Source organism: Pseudomonas sp. S2_H10, from assembly GCF_054668285.1.
In genome coordinates, this window is sequence record NZ_CP162754.1 from 204,451 (window position 1) to 222,984 (window position 18,534).

Genomic DNA, 18,534 nt, shown 5'->3' on the forward strand with positions numbered 1-18,534 from the left:
CACTTTTGTTTGTGCAGGATTTTGTTCATGGTCAGTTTCAATCCACAGGCCCTGGCTGCCGCCGTGCATATACGCTTGGTGGGGCTGGGCAAGCATTACCGGGTCGGGCAGCAGGACGTGCAAGCGTTGCACGACATCAACCTGGACATTCGCCGCGGTGAAGTGTTCGGCATCATTGGTCGCAGCGGCGCCGGCAAGTCCTCGCTGCTGCGCTCGCTCAACCGGCTGGAGCAACCGAGCAGCGGCCAGGTACTGATCGAGGGCGAGGATATCGTCGGTTTCGATCGAGCACGTCTGGCAGGCTTGCGTCAGCGCACCGGGATGATCTTCCAGCATTTCAACCTGATGGCCTCGCAAACCGTCGGCGACAACGTGGGGTTGCCGCTGCGGCTGGCGGGCATCGGCCGTGCCGAGCGTGCGCGAAGAGTTGACGAGCTGTTGCATCTTGTGGGACTGCAGGACAAGCGTGACGCGTACCCGGCGCAGCTCTCCGGTGGGCAAAAGCAGCGGGTCGGCATTGCCCGTGCATTGGTGTTGCAGCCGGATCTTTTACTGTGCGACGAGGCGACCTCGGCACTCGACCCCGAGAGCACCCAGGCGATCCTCGCGTTGCTGCGCGATATCAATCGCCGCCTGGGGCTGACCATTGTGCTGATCACCCACGAAATGGAAGTGATCCGCGATCTCTGTGATCGTGTGGTGGTCCTGGAAAATGGTCGGGTGGTCGAGCAGGGCGATGTCTGGCAAGTGTTCGGTGACCCGCGACACGACGTCACCCGCTCCTTGCTTGGCACGCTGCAGCCTGCCGTGCATGACGCGCCGTCAGAGTCCGGGGCGCAGATCATGCTCGATCTGCATTACACCGGTGCCAGCGGCCACGAACCGGAGTTGTCGGCAATCGCTGCGCTGTTCGGTTGCCGGACGCACCTGGTGCAAGGCGGCATCGAGCGCATCCAGGGCCGGGCATTGGGCTGCCTGCGGGTGCGCGTGGAGGCTTCCGGTGGCGGGTTGGAGGCGTTGCTGCAACGGGCGCGACAGATCGCCGATCGGGTCGAGCGGGCGGGCGCGTGAGTCTGCCTTTGGCGGCGGCAGTGCCGGACAGTCATATCGATAGCTGGAGAACCCGATTGTCCGGCACGTCATCGACAACGCGGCGCTTGTTGACCACCAGCTCGCCGATGGCAATCAGGCGTGCGCGGGTGACGTTGCGCGACAGACCGAGCAGGCTGGCGGTGTGCACCTGGTTGTGATGGCAGAACTGATACGCGGCGCGCAGCAAACTGTCCTCGACCTTCTCGTACAGCGCGCCCTGGTGTTCTTCGAATAGCCGCCTGAATGCGCGATGCAGCAGCGCCTGGGCTGACTCTTCAGGGTTATTGACCTTTTCTTCCTGGCGCTCGATACGCAAGTTCGACAGGCGCAAATCCTCCTGTCGTACAAGGCCGTCGCGGCAGATCAGCAAGGTGTGGTGGATGACGTTTTCCAGCTCGCGAATGTTGCCGGGCCAGCCATAGCCGGCCAGCTTGCGTTCGGCGTCGGCGCTGAGGGCAATCTGTCCATAGCCCAGGCGTTCGCTGTAGGTACGGATGAAGTGGCGGGTCAGCGGCAGAATGTCGCCGGGGCGGTCACGCAGCGGATGCAAATGCAGGCTGACCACGTTGAGCCGGTAGTAGAGGTCTTCGCGAAAATGCCCGGCGTTGATCGCTTTCTCCAACTGCACATTGGTTGCGGCCAACACCCGTACGTTGATCGCAATGCTCTTGCGCGAGCCCAGCCGCACCACTTCACGCTCTTGCAGCACGCGCAGCAGCTTGACCTGGATGGGCATCGGCAGATCGCCGATCTCATCGAGGAACAAGGTGCCGCCGTTGGCCTCTTCGAACCAGCCGGGCTTGGCGCTGATGGCGCCGGTAAAGGCGCCTTTCTCATGGCCGAACAGTTCGGCCTCGACCAGGGATTCCGAGAACGCGCCGCAGTTGACGGCCACGAAGGGACCCTGGCTGCGGCGGCTGAGATTATGGATATGGCGGGCGACCAACTCCTTGCCGGTGCCGGTTTCACCGATGATCAGCACACTGGCCTCGCTTGGCGCGACCTGCTGCAAATGGGCGAGCAGGGCCTGCGACTTGGGGTCCTCGAAAACCTGGGCGGTGGCCCGGATCGAGGTGGCCAACGATGGGGATGGGGGCAGAGTCAGCAGTTGCATGGGCTCCCTCGCTCAGGAGTAGAAAGTGGGAGTGGGGCGGTTCTGGTTCAGCGCCCAGTCCCCCAGCTCGTGAATTTTGTAGTCCACCGGGTCATGCAGTGTCTGCGTGCGCAGGTTGCGCCAGTAACGGTCGAACCGCAGCGAGGCGTGAGTCGCGCGCGCCCCGGTGACTTCGAACAAACGGCTGCACAGGTCGAGGCCGGTACGGGTCGCCGCCACTTTGGCGCAGGCGATCGAGAGCGCCAGTTGCGCACGCTCTTCGCTGCCCAGGCTGTGTCCCTTGCGCCAGGCGTCGTCGAGTTGCGCGGCGGCGCGTTCAACCAGCACGCGCACGCTTTCCAGACCGACCCAGAACTCGCCGTAGTGGCGCAGGATGTAGGGGTCTTCACTGACGTGGCGGGCCTTGGAGGTGAACCACGGGCGTCCTTCCTTGAGCGTGTACTGACGGGCTTCCTCGAAAGCCCCTTCGGCGATGCCAAGGAAAATATGCGCGAAGTGCAGCTGGGCGATCAGGGGGCGCAGGCAGGCGAACGGGATACTCAAGGGGCCCGGATCAAGCAGCAGCTCCGACTCTTCCACCCGTACCCGTTCGAATGTTGCGCTGCCGCTGTCGGTCTGGCGCTGGCCCATGTTGTCCCAGTCGCCGTGCAGGGTGATACCGGTGCGGCCACTCGGAATGGCGGCGATCAGCAGCTTGCCGCCGGCACTTTCGTCGACCGCCGAGGCAATCAGCATTTCCGAGTCGCTGGCCCCGGAGCAGAAACTTTTCTTGCCGGAAAACTCACGCCAGCCATCGAACTTCTTCACCACGGTGCGGGTGTCGAGCGGGTTGAGTGCGTTGCCCCAGAACCAGTTGTTGCGCGCGGTCTGCTCAAACCAAGGTTGCCATTGCTCGGGCCTCGAGAACAGACGCACGGTGGCCAGCATCAAGTGCTGGAAACCGAAGACGTGGGCGATGGAGCTGTCGACCTTGGCGAACTCGCGGACCACGCTGAGTGTCTCGCTCCAGTCGGCACCGAGGCCACCGAACTGGGTGGGGATGCTCAGGGCCAGCAGGCCGCTGTGGCGCAGGGCGTCGCGTTCGGCCTTCGGCGTGCCGCCGAGCTCGTCCCGTTCGGCGGCGGTCTCGGCAAAGGTAGCGGCCAGTTTGCGCGCGATCTGCAAGGGGCTGAGGACAGCAGTCTGTAGTTGGGTGCTCACGCGCAATTCCTCGATAGTTCTGGGGTGACTGCCAGGTGGGTCGTTGGCGACAGGCTCATGCGGTTTGTGTCCGTGGCAGGACATCGTTGGCGATCATTTCGCCAAAGGGTCCGGTGAGATTGGTCACGCCGCGACCTGCCAGGCTGGCATAGGGTTCGGGTAACAGGGGGAAGACCAGCTCGGCAAAGCGGTAGGCTTCTTCGAGGTGCGGGTAACCGGAGAAGATGAAGCTGTCGATGCCAAGGTCGGCGTACTCCTTGATGCGTGCCGCCACCTGTTGCGGGTCGCCGACCAGTGCCGTGCCTGCGCCACCGCGCACCAGGCCGACGCCGGCCCACAGGTTGGGGGCGATTTCCAGGTTGTCGCGGCGACCGTCATGCAGGGCGGCCATGCGCCGCTGGCCTTCGGAGTCGAAGCGGGAGAATGACTTTTGCGCCGCGGCAATGGTCTCGTCGCAGATGTGCTCGATCAGTCGGTCGGCGGCCTGCCAGGCGTCTTCGGCGCGCTCGCGCACGATGACATGCAGGCGGATGCCGAACTTCACGGTGCGCCCATGCCTGGCTGCCCGGGCGCGGACATCGGCGATCTTTTCAGCCACCGCGGCCGGCGGCTCACCCCACGTCAGGTAAACGTCCAGTTGCTCGGCCGCCAGGGTATGGGCCGCGTCCGAAGAACCGCCGAAATACAAGGGCGGGTAGGGCTTCTGCACCGGTGGGTAGAGTGCCTTGGCGTTTTCCACCTGGAAGTGCTTGCCATGGAAATCCACGGCTTCGCCTTGCAGTACACGGCGCCAGATCTGCAGGAATTCATCGGTGACTTCGTAACGCTCGGCATGGCTTTGGTGGATGCCATCGCCACGGTTTTCGTCCGGATCGCCACCGGTCACCACATTGATCAGCAAGCGCCCGCCGGACAACCGGTCAAGGGTGGCGGCCATGCGGGCCGATACCGTCGGCGAAATGATCCCCGGACGAATCGCCACCAGATAACGCAGGCGTTCGGTCAGCGGGGTCAGGGCCGAGGCGATGACCCAGGAATCCTCGCAGGAACGTCCGGTCGGAATAAGCACCCCGTAGTAACCCAGGCCATCCGCCGCCTGGGCAATCTGCTTGAGGTAGTTGAGGGTCACCGGGCGAGCGCCCTGGCTGGTGCCAAGGAAGTGCCCGTCACCGTGGGTCGGGAGGAACCAGAATACATTCATCGTCATGCTCCTCAGGCGCTCTGGCGCAGGCGTTGGTGGCTGCTGAAAAAGGGCAGGGCGCGTTCAACGGCCAGACCGATGCGCGCCTGCAGCAGGTCGCAACTGATGCGGTAATTGCTGAAGTCGGATTCGCTGGCGTACACGCCCAGTGGCAGGGTCAGCGCCTGGAAGAAGCTGAACAGTGGCCGCAGTTGGTGATCGATCACCAGCGCGTGGCGAGGGCTGCCTCCCGTAGCTGCGAGCAGCACCGGCGTATCGATCAGGGCGTCCTGGTCGATCAGGTCAAACAGGTGCTTGAGCTGACCCGGGTAAGAGCCGCGATAGACCGGCGACGCGACGATTAATAAGTCGGCGTTTTCGATGGCTTGCAGTTGTGCCTCGATTTCGTCAGGCAGCTCTTTGCGGCTGAGGGCGCCGCCCACGTCGCGGGCGAGATCGGCCAGCTCGATCACCCGGCCAACAATATTCAGATGGCTGGCGACCTCGTCGAGGATGGCCTGGCTGAGCACCTGGGTACGCGAAGGACGGTAGGCACCGCCGGATACTGCGATAACGTTCAAGGGGGCATTCATGGGTTCGATTCCTGTGCTGTCGCTCTACAAACAGAGTCGGTGGCAGTACTCAGCAAGAACCGAACCAGTTTTTATCTATATGAAACCAAAGGGTTTTATTTGGTTTCTTGGGTTGGTGTGTTGCTGCCGGGCAACTTTTGTTGAAGTGCTGTTGGCCAGGGAACACTTGTGAGGTGTTCCATTTCGGACAGTTATAGGGGAATGTTTATATTCTTTAAAGGAATCAAATAGCATTTTGATATTCGATAAAGTTTTATGTGGGTGATTCAATCGAGCAATGACACCAGCTGCGGTTCGATCGTTTGGGCGTTTATTTGAAGCAATGCCAATGTGACAGGCAACTTGAAGCGTCGACGCCCGGCGCTACCGGGATTGAGGAACAACCGCTCACCGCTTATCCGGGTTGCCCGCGTTATCGTTGACGACCATCGCTGGCAAGCCAGCTGCTACAAAAGACCGCGTCAATCCCGGGAAACCCCGACGACGCAGAACCTGTAGGAGCCGGCTTGCCGGCGATGGACTCAAGTGCGCCGCGTTTATCCAGGTTGCACGCGTTATCGTTAACGTCCATCGCCAGCAAGCCGGCTCCTACAAAAGACCGCGTCAATCCCGGGAAACCCCGACGACGCAATCCCTGTAGGAGCCGGCTTGCTGGCGATGGACTCAAGTACGCCGCATTTTTTCCTGCTTACCCGCGTTATCGTTGACGACCATCGCTGGCAAGCCAGCTCCCACAAGAGACCGCGCAATCCCTGGAGCCGGCTTGCCGGCGATGGACTCCAATGCGCCGCGTTTATCCAGTTCATACGCGTTATCGTTGACGACCATCGCCGGCAAGCCGGCTCCTACAAGGGACCATGTCCACGCTGCCGTCCATGCCGCCCCCTAACTCAGGGTAATCGCCCAGGTGATGAAGCCGGCAATGCCGGTGGTACAGGTCAGCGCAATCAGGAAAAGCGCATCGGTCAGCTTTTCCAGAAAGGGACTGCGCTGCATTTTTCGGGTGCGCAGCGTCCAGTAGGACAGCAGGGTGGTGATCAAATACAGGATGGCGTTGATCGCAAGAAAGTCATCACCCAGCGAGTTTTCACTCCTCAACGTGGTGATGACCTGGAATATCCCGATCACCGTGATGCAGACGCCCACCATGGCGGCGGAGGCGGTGAAGACATGAACGCAGATGTCTTCATCGAGACTGACAGGCGACTTGTTCTCGCTCATCGGGTGTCACCCCTTCAAGGGTCAAGACCGACATCTGCATCCATTACCCCGGACGCCACTAGCTTTGTGGCACTACCCGTGCTTCGTTGCCGGAACCCTCGACATAAACGTTCATGCCTTTTTTCAACGCGGGGTTGATCGGCTGGGTCACCTGGACCAACACGCCGCTGTGGGTGCGGACGATGATCTGCTGGGCGTCCATGGGCTGATCATATTTTTTCTTTTCGACGTAGTTGCCGCCTACACCGCCGGCGAGGGCTCCCGCGACCATTGCCACATCACGGCCGGTACCCTGGCCGATCAGGCTTCCCAGGGCTAAACCGCCGATACCACCCAATATGGCCCCGACGCCGCTATCGTGATTGGTCTGCATCTGGGTCTGGGTAATCTGCTCGATCTTGCCCGAACGAATCTCCGTCTCGCCAGCGCCTCCACTCACGGAGTCGACCGCGGAACAGGCACCAAGCACTAAACCAAGCAGCGTAATCGTCAGCCAGGAAACGATAGTTTTCATCGTCGAACTCCATTTTCAGAGGAAGTGGTTCATGCAAAAGCATCCATTGACGTTAGACGAAAAAGCGGCCTCTGCTGGCAATGTGGCGCCAGGGGCCATTCAGTCATCGATAGACATCGCTTCATCCAGGTGATCGATGTGCTTGAAACGCTCAACCAGAAAATCGATAAGACTGCGCACTCGCGCCGACAGGTGTAACTGTTGTGGGTAAACCGCATAGACATCGGCGCGGGTGGGTGTCTGGTCTTCCAGCACTAATCGCAAGCGACCACTGCGCACATACCTGGCGATGTCCCATTCGGCCCGCAGCAGAATGCCGTAGCCTTCCAGTGCCCAGTTCAAGGCCACTTCACCGTCGTTGCAGCCCAAGGCACCGCGCACCTTGATGTTTTGCGTGCGCCCCCCGTTGGTGAAGCTCCAGACGCCGTAGGGCGTTTCGTTCTGCCGCAGGAAGATGCAGTTGTGTTGCTGCAAATCCGTCAAGCGTTGCGGCACGCCGTGCTTTTCCAGGTACAGCGGTGACGCGCATAACAAGCGGCGATTGGAGGCGATCTTTCGCGCATGGAAAGCCGCGTCCGGCAGTGTGCCGAAGCGAATGCCCAGGTCAAACCCGTGAGTCGTCAGGTCCAGCGGGTGATCGCTGATTTCCAGCTGTACTTCCACTTCCGGGTACTGCGCGAAAAACGCGCCCAGGGCAGGGCCGATGTAACGACGGCCAAACCCCAGCGAAGCGTTGACCCGTATCAGGCCTTTAGGCGTAGCCCGACTGCTGTTGATCAACTGCTCGACCTCATCGATCTGGGTCAGGATCCGGGCGGCATGGGAAAAAAGCAGTTCACCTTCCGAGGTCAGACTCATCGAGCGCGTGGTGCGATTGACCAGGCGCACACCCAGTCGTGCCTCCAGCGCGGTGAGACGCTTGCTCACCGCCGGCGGCGTGATGCCCAGCTCTCGTGCCGTCGCGGCAAGGCTGCCTTTGTTGGCCAAGAGGTAGAAAAATGACAGATCCAAGGCTTGGTTCATTCGTAACTCAAAGTTATTTATGTAGTGATTCTGAGTAACTCACACCTATTTGTTCACTACATATACTCCGCTCACACCCTGATTGAACAGCCCGTTCGACAGGCAAAACAAGAACGTCAAGAGAGTGGAGTTGACCATGAGTGCATACAAGATTGCAGCGGTTCCAGGTGATGGCATCGGTGTTGAAGTGATCGCCGCAGGCGTCGAGGTGCTGCAAGCCCTGTCGAAAAAATCCGCCTTCGAACTGGATTTCAAACACTTCGACTGGAACTCGGATAACTACCTGAAAAACGGCTACTACATTCCTGAAGGCGGTCTGGAAGAACTGAAAACCTTCGACGCGATTTTCTTCGGTGCCGTGGGCGCGCTCAACGTACCGGATCACATTTCCCTGTGGGGCCTGCGCCTGCCGATCTGCCAGGGCTTCGACCAGTACGCCAACGTACGCCCGGCCCGCGTGTTGCCAGGGGTGAAAAGCCCGCTGCTCAATGGCGAGCAGATCGACTGGGTGGTGGTGCGGGAAAACTCCGAAGGCGAGTACTCCGGCAACGGTGGTCGAGTACACCGGGGTTTGCCGGAAGAGGTCGCCACCGAAGTGTCGGTGTTTACCCGTGCCGGGGTGGAGCGTATTCATCGTTTTGCCTTCGAACTGGCGCAGAGCCGCCCACGCAAACACTTGACCATGGTCACCAAGTCCAATGCCCAGCGTCATGGCATGGTGTTGTGGGACGAGATTTTCTACGAAGTCGCCAATGATTTCCCCGACGTCAGGATCGACAAGGAGCTGGTCGACGCCGTGACGACGCGCATGGTGCTCAAACCCTCGACGCTGGACGTGATCGTCGCCACCAACCTGCACGCTGACATCCTGTCCGACCTGGCCGCTGCACTGTCCGGCAGCCTGGGTATCGCGCCGACCGCCAACCTGAACCCTTCGCGCAAATTCCCCTCGATGTTCGAGCCGATCCACGGCTCGGCGTTCGACATCACCGGCAAAGGCGTGGCCAACCCGATCGCGACCTTCTGGACGGCGGCCATGATGCTCGAGCACCTGGGCGAAGCCGCTGCGGCGAAACAGCTGATGTCGGCCATCGAAGCCGTGACCGAAAGCGGTCTGCATACCCCTGACCTGGGCGGTACGGCCACCACCCGCCAGATCACGGATGCGGTCATCGCGCTGATCAACCGCTGATATTTTCCAGCGATTCAAAGTAGTACTGCGGCACTACGCCAAGGGGCGGATCACTGGATCCGGCTCCTTGGCATTTCCTGACAACAATAAAAAATCAGGGCCCTGTCATGAAAAGAATACTAGGCAAACTCTACGTACAAGTGCTCATTGCGGTCGTCCTCGGCGCCATCGTCGGGGTGTTCGTTCCGGAAACCGGCGCTGCGCTCAAACCCTTGGGCGACGCGTTCATCAAGTTGATCAAGATGCTCCTCGCACCGGTGATTTTCCTGACCGTGGTCACGGGGATCGCCCGCATGGAGAACATGAAGGAGCTGGGCCGGGTCGGCTTTCGCGCGCTGCTGTATTTCGAAGTGGTGTCGACCCTGGCGCTGGTGGTCGGGCTGGTGGTGGTCGATGTGTTCAAGCCCGGCGCGGGCATGAACATCGATGTCGCCACCCTCGACACCTCCAGCCTGGCGACGTACACCTCGGCGGTGAAACATGCCTCGTTCATGGATTTCGTCATGAACATCATTCCCGACACCATTGTGGATGCCTTTGCCAAGGGCAATGTGCTGCAGATCCTGCTGTTTTCCATCCTGCTGGGCATTGCCCTGGCGCATGTCGGGCCGCGCGGGAAAGTCTTTGTCGACACACTGGACAGCCTGATGCAGGGCATGTTCCGGATCGTCAACATGGTCATGCGCCTGGCGCCGATCGGTGCCTTTGGCGCCATTGCATTCACTATCGGCAAGTACGGCTTCGGCTCGTTGTTCTCCCTCGGCAAGCTGATGGCCTGTGTCTATCTGACCTGCGCAGTGTTCGTGATCTTCGTGCTGGGACCTATCTGCCGATACAGCGGTTTCAGCCTGTGGAAGTTCCTCAAGTTCATCAAGGAAGAATTGTTCACGGTACTGGGCACCAGCTCTTCGGAATCGGTGCTGCCGCAGATGATTTCCAAAATGGAAAAGGCCGGTGTATCCAAACCCGTCGCCGGGATGATCATTCCATCCGGTTTGACCTTCAACCCGGACGGCCAGGCGATTTACTACACCATCGCCGCGATCTTCATCGCCCAGGCAACCAACACGCCGCTGACCCTGACCGACCAATTGATCGTGCTGGCCGTCTTGATGTTCACCTCCAAGGGATCGGCAGGCGTCACCGGGTCGGGGTTCATCATCCTGGCCGCCACCTTGTCGTCCCCGGGGACCATTCCGGTAGCGGGCATGGTGCTGCTGCTGGGCGTCGACCGCTTCATGTCGGAGGCGCGGGCGATCACCAATACCATTGGCAACGGTGTCGGCACCATGGCGATTGCCAAATGGGTCGGGGCACTGGACACGGTGAAAATGCACAAGGCGCTCAACGGCGAGACACCAGAGCAGAAGCCTGAGGTTGTACAGGCGCAGGCTGTCCATGGCGCATCTCCAGTGACGGGCAGTCCTTTGCTGCCCAGCCTTGAAAAGGCTTCGAGGGCATGATTGCAGGGCCCCTCGGGGCCCTTTTGTATTTCTGCACGTTTTTACAGCGCCCTGCATGGCATCGTGCACCAGGCGGATGCAGCCCAATGGACTTTCGCCTGCATCCGCCCAAGCGCACTCAGGATCAGGAGTCTGCTGCCGACTGGCACAAAGGCTGCAAGGTTCACATCGGACTCACCTGCAGTGCCTGCCTCGGGGCGCCCTCGGTCAACGACGACCGATTGGCCGGGCAGAGCGTGGGTGACACTGCAAAAGAACAGGCAAAGGCGCCTGGAACCGAAGGGTTTCAGGCGCTTTTTTTTGCTTTTTCAACTGCTCTCGGGGGCACTTATGAAAACAGCCGCACAATTGCTGAAACTGAAGGTCATGCAAAACCAGCAAGTCCATAGCATCGCACCCGATCAGATGGTGCTTGAAGCGCTGAAGTTGATGGCTGAAAAGAATGTGGGGGCGCTACCCGTGATTGAAGAAGGGCGGGTGGTGGGTGTCATCAGCGAACGCGACTACGCGCGCAAAGTCGTTCTACAGGGGCGCTCTTCGGTCGGTACGCCGGTGCGGGCCATCATGAGCGCGCCCGTGGTGACGGCAGACAGCAGGCAGAGCATCGAGCGTTGCATGGTGGTCATGACCGACAGTCATCTTCGACATCTGCCGGTGGTGGACGGTGATCAACTGATTGGCCTGCTGTCGATTGGTGATCTGGTGAAGGAAGCCATCGTCGAGCAGGCCGACCTGATCCGGCAGCTGGAGCACTATATCCGTGGACAATGAAGCGACCCGGGCTGAAACGGATGGCGGCTATGGTGTGCCGGGTTCGGATGGAATGAGGATGACCAGATCCGTATCACCGATGTCGACACCGGCTTGTGAAAGCAAGGTCGTCACTTGTCCGCGGTGGTGGGTCTGGTGGTTGAAGAAGTGCATGAGCAAGCCATAAAAATCCTTGTCGGCGGGCACTCCCTTCATGCTTGAGTAGTTGAGGATGTGATCCAGTTCCGACTCGGTAATGGAGCGAGACCAATCAACAATGACTTGGTCGAGCCACACTCGATGTGCCGACAGCTCGCGGATATTCGAGAACAGCAACTCGTTGAGGTTCCTGGGGGCAGGCAGTTGTCGAATCGGTTCCAGCGCCAGGTAGTTCGCCGGGTGCGTGGCGAATCGCTTGAGCCAGACGGTGTCCCCGGCCACCAGGTGATTAAGCGTGCCGAGAATGGAACCGAAGAATGCTTTGCGGTCCGCTGCGAGTTCTTCATCGGACAGGCTGTTGGCCGCTTGATAGATCTTTGCGTTCATCCACTGGTTGTAGGTCGCCATCAGGCAGGTATGGCGGGTGCGGCTCATGGTGTTACTCCTTTCAGGTCACCCATATTGAAGTCTGTTTTCCAAACAGTCTCTGCGTTTTTACACACTCTGGGTCGGGAGCGGCCACATCTTTACCTGTAGGCCTGGGTTCTGGCCCGGTTCAGTGCCAAGGCGCTCCGCATCAGGCTGCGCAATCGGAGAGTTGCCTGCGCAATCGGGGAGGTTGGCAGGCAGTGCAATCGCTAGTTTAGGGCTCATCCACTACCACGATGTCGGTGCCGGTTTGCGCAATGCCGGTGGTGTGGACTAAGGGAAACCTTTAGCCGGGTTGGAGATTACCCCTCAACGGATGCTGTTCATCTTGATACCCGCGCGGCGCCTACTGACTTACCTTGCACAGGCACGAAGCGTGTCGTCGTAGCGGATTGCACCATTGAGCCCCCAGGCGCTTTACCCGATAACAACAAAAGGCCGGCGATTTTAGTTTTAGTTTAATTCTGCTCCTATAAATACAGTGCCCAGCACATACAGATGTGGAGAAGTTAGATGCATGAAGTAAAGCAGTCTTGCCGTGGGCTCAGTATTGCCAGCGTGTTGGGGATGATCTGTTCGCCATTGGCAGTACATGCCGATGTTATTGATGACAGTCACTTCAAAGTCGATACGCGTAACTTCTACTTGCACCGTAATTACACCAATACCAATGCGCCGGTTTCTGAAGTGCATAGTTGGTCTCAGGGTTTCGATGCGCAGTTCACCTCCGGTTACACCGACACGGCCCTGGCCATCGGTCTTGATGTGGACGCGCAATACGCCGTGCGCCTGGATTCGTCGGGCAACGACGGTTCGCTGCCGTACAGCGTCAGCGACCAGCAGACGGCCGATGACTACAGTCGCGCCGGTGCAACCTTGAAGATGCGCTACAGCAAGACCGAGTTGAAGGTGGGTGACCTTCGTCCACAACTGCCGGTGGCCTACGATGACACCAGTCGGCAGCTGGATACGATCTATCAAGGCGCTGTGGTCGAGTCCAAAGAAGTCGATGGGTTGACGATGACCGGCGGTCGTTTCTGGTCGGCGGCGACACGGGAGTCTTCCAACCACGAGAAACTGTACAAGTTCGGCTCTACCGATAATCTCGACAGTGACGGCCTGGACTTTGGCGGCGCCACTTACGACATCACCAAAAACCTGCAAGCCAGTTATTTCTATGGCGTGTTGCACGATATTTATCAGCAACACTATTTCGGCCTGATGCATATGGCTGACTTGGGTAATGGCTACAAACTTAAAACCGACTTGCGCTACTTCAACAACAATGAAGACGGCAATGCCTTGAATGGTGAAATCGACAACCGTTCCTACGGTGGCTTGTTCACCTTGCTCAAAGGCGCCCACATGTTTGGCCTCAGTTACCAGCGCATGCTCGGTGACAGCGTGTTCCCGACGATGAACGGTTATATCCCGCAACCCTACCTGGTGCACTGGTCGTCCCTGGGGTTCGTCCGCCCGGGTGAAAAGTCCTGGGGCGCTCGCTACAGCTATGACTTTGCCGGCATGGGCATGCCGGGGCTGAAGCTCTACACCCGCTACATCAAGGGCACCCACTGGAACCGCGGCAACAACCTCAGCGACAACCAGGAAAGCGAACGTTTCCTCGGGCTCAGCTACGTGGTCCAGAGCGGGGCGCTGCAAGGCCTGGGGCTGGACGTGCGCAACATCGACGTGAAACAGAAGTACGGCTACGACTACAACGAATTCCGAGTCGCCACGACCTACACCTGGAAGTTCTGGTAAGCCCGGTCCACCCAGTGATTGCCCCCATAACAATAAGAGGCCTGACCATGTTCGAACCCTTTGTCCTTTGCATCTGCCCCGCAACTTTCCAGTCGTTGTTCTGCGCATCGCTACGCGCATGAGCGGATTCCAAGAGGAGCAAACACTAGTGAATATCCAGGTCGATAACGCGGTCCTGCAAAAGAAAAAAACCTACCTTTACGAGTGGTACGTGGTCGGCCTGTGCATGGTCGCCTACATCTTTTCATTTGTGGATCGGCAGATCCTGGCGTTGATGATCGAGCCGATCAAGGCCGACCTGCAGATCAGCGACACCCAGTTCAGCTTGCTGCACGGGCTGGCCTTTTCGTTGTTCTACGCCTTCATGGGCATGCCCATCGCCTACCTGGCCGACCGCTTTTCGCGACCGAAGATCATCGCCGTCGGCGTCGTGTTCTGGAGCCTGGCGACAGCGGCCTGCGGCCTGAGCAAGAACTTCCTGCAGATGTTCCTCGCGCGCATTGGCGTCGGCGTCGGCGAAGCGGCCCTGTCGCCCTCGGCCTACTCGATGTTCAGCGACATGTTCCCCAAGGAGAAACTTGGTCGCGCCGTGGGCATTTACTCGATCGGCTCGTTCGTCGGTGGTGGCCTGGCCTTCCTGGTGGGCGGCTATGTGATCGCGATGCTCAAGGACATGAACACCATCGAAGTCGCTTTTCTCGGCGCGATGAAGGCCTGGCAGCTGGCGTTCTTCATTGTCGGCCTGCCCGGCATCGTCGTCGGCCTGTTGATCTGGCTCACGGTGCGCGACCCGGCGCGCAAGGGCCTGCAGGTCGATGCGCAGGGTAAGGCGAAGAAGGTCGCGATGACCGATGGCTTGCGCTTTCTCGCCCGCCACCGTGCAACCTTCACCTGCCATTACCTGGGCTTTTCGTTCTACGCCATGGCCCTGTTCTGCATGATGAGCTGGAGCCCGGCGCTGTACATTCGCAAGTTCGGCCTGTCGCCAATGGAGGCGGGCTACATGCTCGGCACCGTGCTGCTGGTGGCCAACACCGCCGGGGTACTGTTCGGTGGCTGGCTCACCGACTATCTGGCCAAGAAAGGTCATCAGGATGCGGCCATGCGCACCGGCGTCATCGGTGCCCTCGGCATGGCGGTGCCGGCCGTGCTGTTCCCGCAAGCCGATCAACTGTGGCTGTCGGTGACGCTGTTGGTGCCGGCGATGTTCTTCGCCTCGTTCCCGATGCCAGCCTCCACGGCGGCGATGCAGATCCTCGCGCCGAACCAGGTGCGTGCTCAGGTTTCTGCCGTGTTCCTGCTGATCAGCAACCTGCTGGGCCTGGGCCTGGGCACCACGCTGGTGGCGTTGCTGACCGACCGCTACTTCGGCTCGCCCGCGGCTGTGGGTTCTTCGATGTCATTGGTAATCGCCGGCGCGTCGGCCTTGACCGTACTTCTACTGTGGCGCGGTTGCCGTCGCTTCCGTGAAAGTTATGCCCGGGAATATCCGACCCGGGCCTGATCAGCCACAGACCGCAATCGGCACCTCGGCCTCGCTCCTTCAACGGATGCGGGGCTGATGTGCTTCAGACAGGGGGAACCCTTGATGTTGAATGACGTACACCTGCTGGAACGGCACAGCCTGCTCAGCTCGGCCGATTACCGCGAGATCAAGGACAAGGTCAGCCACTACCTGTGCCCGCACAGTTTCAACGTACTGCGTGACGAGCCGATGTACACCCGGCTCAACGGCGTGTTTTTCGGCGATTCGGCGCTGCTCGACTTGAGTTATGGCGCGCCGGTGGAGATCACCATCGGCGACATCGCCGATCAGTACCTGTTCCGGATTACCTTGCAAGGGCAGTGCGAAGTCGCCCACGGTCGGCGCAGCGCGGCGATGCAGTCGGGCTACCTGAGCGTGTCCTCGCCGTTCGCGCAAAGCCGCATCGTCACCGATGGCGAGTGCCGCAACCTGATCCTGCGAGTCGACCGTGATGCCCTGGAGACGCAACTGCAACGCCTGCTCGGCCGCAGCCTGCGGCAGTCGGTGATCTTTGATGTCAGCGTCGATCACCTGGACGCCGGCGTCGTCAGTCTCTATCACACCCTGGACTACATCTGCCGGCTGTACGGCAGCGGCGTCGACGGTTCGCGCCTCGCCGGCGGCCTGTCCGAATACCTCATGCAACTGCTGCTCACCCAATTGCCGCACAACTACTCGGCGGATCTTTTGCTCGATTCGCGCGCGCCGCTGCCGCACCACGTGAAAAAGGCCCGTGACTACATCGAGGAGCACCTCGACCAACCGATCAGCCTGACAACCTTGAGCGAGCTATGCGGCGTCTCCGTGCGCACCTTGCAGAACGGCTTCAACCAGTTCCTCCAGCAAGCGCCGGTCGAGTACATCCGTGACCGCCGGCTGGCGGTGATCCACGAGTCGCTCAAGCAGGGCAATGCCTGCGAAACCGTCACCGATATCCTGTTGCGTCACGGCATCAACAGTTTCGGGCATTTCTCCAGTGCCTATCGGCAGCGTTATGGCTGCCTGCCGTCGGACACCCTGCGGCGGCAGAAGCATTGAGACTGCTGCGCAATCCGTCATACGGCTGCGCAATCGGATGAGTCTGCGGCGGTGTGGCTCGATAGGATCGAGTCTCCAACAAAAAGGAGTATCTGCATGAATATTACCGTGCTGGGTGGTGGTCACGGCTGTTACGCCGCTGCTGTCGAAATGGCTGAAAAAGGGCACCCGACCCGCCTGTGGCGCCGAGACTGCGCCGCGCTCAAGGAGCTGCTGGCCATCGGCAGCCTGACCATCAAGGACTACAAGGGCACTCGCCAGTTGTCCGTCGGCCAGCAGGGCGACAAGCTGTCGTTCACCGACGACCTGGCTGAAGCCCTGGCCGACGCGCAACTGGTGATCATCCCGTTGCCGTCGACCTCCCACGAAGACCTCGCCAGGCATGTTGCGCCACACCTGCACGATGGTCAGGTGGTGTTCCTGCCGCCGGGTACGTTCGGCAGCTTCGTGTTCGCCAAGGCCATGGCCGATGCGGGCAACCGCAGCCAGGTCGCCTTCGCTGAAACCGGCACGCTGCCGTACCTGGTCCGCAAGCACGGCGCCAGCGACCTGGTGATCAGCGGCTACGCTACCCGCCTGCCGACCGGGGTATTCCCCAGCAACCTGTCCGAGCACGCCTTCTCGGTGCTGCGCGAGGCCTACCCGAGCGTCGAGCCGATTGAAGACGCGCTGAGCGGTGCGTTGATGAACGCCGGCCCCATCATTCATCCGCCGCTGATCATGATGAACGCCGGTCCCCTGGAGCATTTCGAGTCCTGGGACATTCACAACGAAGGCACCCAACCGTCGATTCGCCGCGTAACCAACCAGCTCGATGCCGAGCGCATGGCCGTGCGCGAAGCACTGACCTACGGCGCGCCGCACTTCCCGCTGGCCGATCACTACAACACCACCGAGGGCGAAGAGTGGATGTACGGTCGCGGTGCCCATGGCAAGCTCACCGACAGCGGCGACTGGCGCGAAGACATTGACCTGCAAAAGCATCGCTACATGCTCGAAGACACCCGCCTGGGCCTGTCCTTCCTGGTGTCCGTCGGCCGCTGGGCCGGTGTGCCGACTCCGGTCGCACAGGGCTTGTTGAGCATTGCCTCGGTCGTCGCCTGTCGTGATCTCTACGCCGAAGGCCGTACCCTGGAAAACCTCGGCCTGGCCACGCTGAGTCGGGCGCAGATGACCGAACTTCTGACCAAGGGCTACAACTGATGAACGCCGCGCTGCCTCAAGTCAGCGTGGTCGGCGCCGGCCGGATGGGCGAGGGCATTGCCCTGGCATTCATCCATGCGGGCCTGCCGGTAACCCTTATCGACATCAAGGACCGTGCCGAGGATGAGCGGCACGGCTACTTCGAGCGGGTGCGCAACAACATACGCGGCGAACTGCAGACGCTGGTGCGCCTCGGCATGCTCCAGCTGGAACAGGCGGACATCGCGATATCGCGGTTGACGCTGCAATCCAGATCGCAAGCGGCAGAGGTTTTGCGCCAGTGCGACCTGGTGTTCGAAGCGGTTCCGGAAGTCATCGCGGTCAAGCAGCAGACCTTCGCCTGGGTCAGCGAGCATGTCCCGGCGTCCACCATCATCGCGTCCACCACCTCGACATTCCTGGTCACCGAATTGGCCGAAATGGTCAGTGAGCCGCAGCGCTTCGTCAACGCGCACTGGCTCAACCCGGCCTACCTGATGCCGCTGGTGGAAGTCAGCCGCAGCGCAGCGACCTGCCCACAGGTGGTCGAGCGGCTGCTGCAACTGCTCAAGCGCATCGGCAAGGTGCCCGTGGTGTGCAATCCGGTGGCTGGCTACATCGTGCCGCGCATCCAGGCATTGGCGATGAACGAAGCGGCACGGATGGTGGAAGAGGGCGTGGCCAGCGCGGAGGATATCGACACTGCGGTACGCGTCGGCTTTGGCCTGCGTTTCTCGGTGTTGGGCCTGCTCGAGTTCATCGACTGGGGCGGCGGCGACATTTTATACTACGCCTCGCGCTACCTGAGTGGAGCGCTGTCACCGCGTTTCGAGTCGCCGCAGGTGATTGCCGACAACATGCAGAGCGGCCGCAATGGCTTGCGCGATGGCCAGGGTTTCTACGATTACCGTGACCTGGACGTGGACGCCTACAAGCAGCAGCGTCTCGGCGACTTTGTGCGCAAGCTGGAGTTGTCGGGATTGACGCCTGAGTTCGAGGGAGCGTTGAAGCAGGGCTGAGCTATCAGGCGGGGAATCGGGTTATCCAGTGCCTCTCCCGGCCAGTGCGGGTGGGGCGGGCGGCCGCCATAACCGG

At 60.4% G+C, this 18,534-nt stretch carries 19 protein-coding genes and 1 pseudogene; 10 read left to right on the top strand and 10 right to left on the bottom strand.

Going from position 1 to position 18,534, the window contains the following annotated elements; all coding sequences use genetic code 11:
- The first annotated feature begins 27 nt into the window (after positions 1–27).
- The gene (locus AB4O16_RS00795; protein ID WP_160386972.1) at positions 28–1,071 is read left to right on the top strand and encodes a methionine ABC transporter ATP-binding protein; all 1,044 of its coding nucleotides are present in this window, start codon (positions 28–30) and stop codon (positions 1,069–1,071) included.
- Positions 1,072–1,102: 31 nt separating this feature from the next.
- Here the strand turns inward: AB4O16_RS00795 and AB4O16_RS00800 are convergent, their stop codons facing one another.
- The 9 genes and pseudogenes from AB4O16_RS00800 to AB4O16_RS00840 all read right to left on the bottom strand — a co-directional run bounded on the left by AB4O16_RS00800 (position 1,103) and on the right by AB4O16_RS00840 (position 7,937).
- Positions 1,103–2,206 carry a sigma-54 interaction domain-containing protein gene (locus AB4O16_RS00800; protein WP_160386971.1) on the bottom strand — a complete coding sequence of 368 codons (1,104 nt, stop codon included), beginning with the start codon at positions 2,204–2,206 and terminating at the stop codon, positions 1,103–1,105.
- 12 nt (positions 2,207–2,218) lie between these two features.
- Entirely contained in the window at positions 2,219–3,406 is a 1,188-nt protein-coding gene (locus AB4O16_RS00805; protein WP_460156744.1) for an acyl-CoA dehydrogenase family protein, read from the bottom strand.
- Positions 3,407–3,461: 55 nt separating this feature from the next.
- On the bottom strand, positions 3,462–4,607 hold the full coding sequence (gene ssuD, locus AB4O16_RS00810; protein ID WP_460156745.1) for an FMNH2-dependent alkanesulfonate monooxygenase: 1,146 nt from the start codon (positions 4,605–4,607) through the stop codon (positions 3,462–3,464).
- Between the two features lie 11 nt (positions 4,608–4,618).
- Positions 4,619–5,179 (bottom strand): FMN reductase, encoded by a 561-nt coding sequence (msuE, locus tag AB4O16_RS00815; RefSeq protein WP_160386968.1) that lies wholly within the window; start codon positions 5,177–5,179, stop codon positions 4,619–4,621.
- A 266-nt stretch (positions 5,180–5,445) separates the two neighbouring features.
- Positions 5,446–5,571: pseudogene (locus AB4O16_RS00820) on the bottom strand (metallophosphoesterase family protein); the annotation flags it as partial.
- A 271-nt stretch (positions 5,572–5,842) separates the two neighbouring features.
- The gene (locus AB4O16_RS00825; RefSeq protein WP_460156746.1) at positions 5,843–6,016 is read right to left on the bottom strand and encodes a hypothetical protein; all 174 of its coding nucleotides are present in this window, start codon (positions 6,014–6,016) and stop codon (positions 5,843–5,845) included.
- A gap of 48 nt (positions 6,017–6,064) precedes the next feature.
- A complete protein-coding gene (locus tag AB4O16_RS00830) occupies positions 6,065–6,400 on the bottom strand; it encodes a hypothetical protein (RefSeq protein ID WP_160386966.1) in 336 nt (111 codons plus the stop codon).
- A 58-nt stretch (positions 6,401–6,458) separates the two neighbouring features.
- On the bottom strand, positions 6,459–6,914 hold the full coding sequence (locus tag AB4O16_RS00835) for a glycine zipper 2TM domain-containing protein (protein ID WP_110657647.1): 456 nt from the start codon (positions 6,912–6,914) through the stop codon (positions 6,459–6,461).
- 99 nt (positions 6,915–7,013) lie between these two features.
- Complete coding sequence (locus AB4O16_RS00840) at positions 7,014–7,937, bottom strand: LysR family transcriptional regulator (RefSeq protein WP_160386965.1); 924 nt, start codon at positions 7,935–7,937, stop codon at positions 7,014–7,016.
- Between the two features lie 136 nt (positions 7,938–8,073).
- On the opposite strand from AB4O16_RS00840, the gene AB4O16_RS00845 reads away from it, so the two are divergent.
- The 4 genes from AB4O16_RS00845 (at position 8,074) to AB4O16_RS00860 (ending at position 11,363) form a co-directional block, all read left to right on the top strand.
- Positions 8,074–9,129, top strand: a complete 1,056-nt coding sequence (locus AB4O16_RS00845; RefSeq protein WP_160386964.1) for a tartrate dehydrogenase — start codon at positions 8,074–8,076, stop codon at positions 9,127–9,129.
- Positions 9,130–9,236: 107 nt separating this feature from the next.
- Complete coding sequence (locus tag AB4O16_RS00850) at positions 9,237–10,592, top strand: dicarboxylate/amino acid:cation symporter (RefSeq protein WP_460156747.1); 1,356 nt, start codon at positions 9,237–9,239, stop codon at positions 10,590–10,592.
- An 86-nt stretch (positions 10,593–10,678) separates the two neighbouring features.
- The gene (locus AB4O16_RS00855; protein ID WP_460156748.1) at positions 10,679–10,981 is read left to right on the top strand and encodes a hypothetical protein; all 303 of its coding nucleotides are present in this window, start codon (positions 10,679–10,681) and stop codon (positions 10,979–10,981) included.
- Positions 10,923–11,363 (top strand): CBS domain-containing protein, encoded by a 441-nt coding sequence (locus tag AB4O16_RS00860; RefSeq protein WP_460156749.1) that lies wholly within the window; start codon positions 10,923–10,925, stop codon positions 11,361–11,363. Before AB4O16_RS00855 ends, AB4O16_RS00860 begins: the two co-directional genes overlap by 59 nt.
- Positions 11,364–11,390: 27 nt before the next feature.
- On the opposite strand, the gene AB4O16_RS00865 is transcribed toward AB4O16_RS00860, so the two are convergent.
- Complete coding sequence (locus AB4O16_RS00865) at positions 11,391–11,936, bottom strand: DinB family protein (protein ID WP_460156750.1); 546 nt, start codon at positions 11,934–11,936, stop codon at positions 11,391–11,393.
- Between the two features lie 507 nt (positions 11,937–12,443).
- Between AB4O16_RS00865 and AB4O16_RS00870 the strand changes: the two genes are divergently transcribed.
- The 5 genes from AB4O16_RS00870 (at position 12,444) to AB4O16_RS00890 (ending at position 18,458) form a co-directional block, all read left to right on the top strand.
- Positions 12,444–13,694: an OprD family outer membrane porin gene (locus tag AB4O16_RS00870; RefSeq protein WP_460156751.1), complete on the top strand. Its 1,251-nt coding sequence runs from the start codon at positions 12,444–12,446 to the stop codon at positions 13,692–13,694.
- A gap of 148 nt (positions 13,695–13,842) precedes the next feature.
- Positions 13,843–15,198, top strand: coding sequence for a spinster family MFS transporter (locus AB4O16_RS00875; protein WP_460156752.1), 1,356 nt, complete (start codon positions 13,843–13,845; stop codon positions 15,196–15,198).
- 84 nt (positions 15,199–15,282) lie between these two features.
- A complete protein-coding gene (locus AB4O16_RS00880) occupies positions 15,283–16,257 on the top strand; it encodes an AraC family transcriptional regulator (RefSeq protein WP_460156753.1) in 975 nt (324 codons plus the stop codon).
- A 96-nt stretch (positions 16,258–16,353) separates the two neighbouring features.
- Positions 16,354–17,460 (top strand): NAD/NADP octopine/nopaline dehydrogenase family protein, encoded by a 1,107-nt coding sequence (locus tag AB4O16_RS00885; RefSeq protein ID WP_460156754.1) that lies wholly within the window; start codon positions 16,354–16,356, stop codon positions 17,458–17,460.
- Positions 17,460–18,458: a 3-hydroxybutyryl-CoA dehydrogenase gene (locus tag AB4O16_RS00890; protein WP_460156755.1), complete on the top strand. Its 999-nt coding sequence runs from the start codon at positions 17,460–17,462 to the stop codon at positions 18,456–18,458. Before AB4O16_RS00885 ends, AB4O16_RS00890 begins: the two co-directional genes overlap by 1 nt.
- Positions 18,459–18,534: the final 76 nt, after the last annotated feature.

Bases quoted from the DNA above. Each gene is read 5' to 3' on its own strand.
- AB4O16_RS00830 (WP_160386966.1), bottom strand. From the start codon at position 6,400: ATGAGCGAGAACAAGTCGCCTGTCAGTCTCGATGAAGACATCTGCGTT.
- ssuD (WP_460156745.1), bottom strand. From the start codon at position 4,607: ATGAATGTATTCTGGTTCCTCCCGACCCACGGTGACGGGCACTTCCTT.
- AB4O16_RS00850 (WP_460156747.1), top strand. From the start codon at position 9,237: ATGAAAAGAATACTAGGCAAACTCTACGTACAAGTGCTCATTGCGGTC.
- AB4O16_RS00800 (WP_160386971.1), bottom strand. From the start codon at position 2,206: ATGCAACTGCTGACTCTGCCCCCATCCCCATCGTTGGCCACCTCGATC.
- AB4O16_RS00860 (WP_460156749.1), top strand. From the start codon at position 10,923: ATGAAAACAGCCGCACAATTGCTGAAACTGAAGGTCATGCAAAACCAG.
- AB4O16_RS00865 (WP_460156750.1), bottom strand. From the start codon at position 11,936: ATGAGCCGCACCCGCCATACCTGCCTGATGGCGACCTACAACCAGTGG.
- AB4O16_RS00845 (WP_160386964.1), top strand. From the start codon at position 8,074: ATGAGTGCATACAAGATTGCAGCGGTTCCAGGTGATGGCATCGGTGTT.
- AB4O16_RS00890 (WP_460156755.1), top strand. From the start codon at position 17,460: ATGAACGCCGCGCTGCCTCAAGTCAGCGTGGTCGGCGCCGGCCGGATG.
- msuE (WP_160386968.1), bottom strand. From the start codon at position 5,179: ATGAATGCCCCCTTGAACGTTATCGCAGTATCCGGCGGTGCCTACCGT.
- AB4O16_RS00835 (WP_110657647.1), bottom strand. From the start codon at position 6,914: ATGAAAACTATCGTTTCCTGGCTGACGATTACGCTGCTTGGTTTAGTG.
- AB4O16_RS00870 (WP_460156751.1), top strand. From the start codon at position 12,444: ATGCATGAAGTAAAGCAGTCTTGCCGTGGGCTCAGTATTGCCAGCGTG.
- AB4O16_RS00795 (WP_160386972.1), top strand. From the start codon at position 28: ATGGTCAGTTTCAATCCACAGGCCCTGGCTGCCGCCGTGCATATACGC.
- AB4O16_RS00885 (WP_460156754.1), top strand. From the start codon at position 16,354: ATGAATATTACCGTGCTGGGTGGTGGTCACGGCTGTTACGCCGCTGCT.
- AB4O16_RS00840 (WP_160386965.1), bottom strand. From the start codon at position 7,937: ATGAACCAAGCCTTGGATCTGTCATTTTTCTACCTCTTGGCCAACAAA.
- AB4O16_RS00880 (WP_460156753.1), top strand. From the start codon at position 15,283: ATGTTGAATGACGTACACCTGCTGGAACGGCACAGCCTGCTCAGCTCG.
- AB4O16_RS00855 (WP_460156748.1), top strand. From the start codon at position 10,679: ATGGACTTTCGCCTGCATCCGCCCAAGCGCACTCAGGATCAGGAGTCT.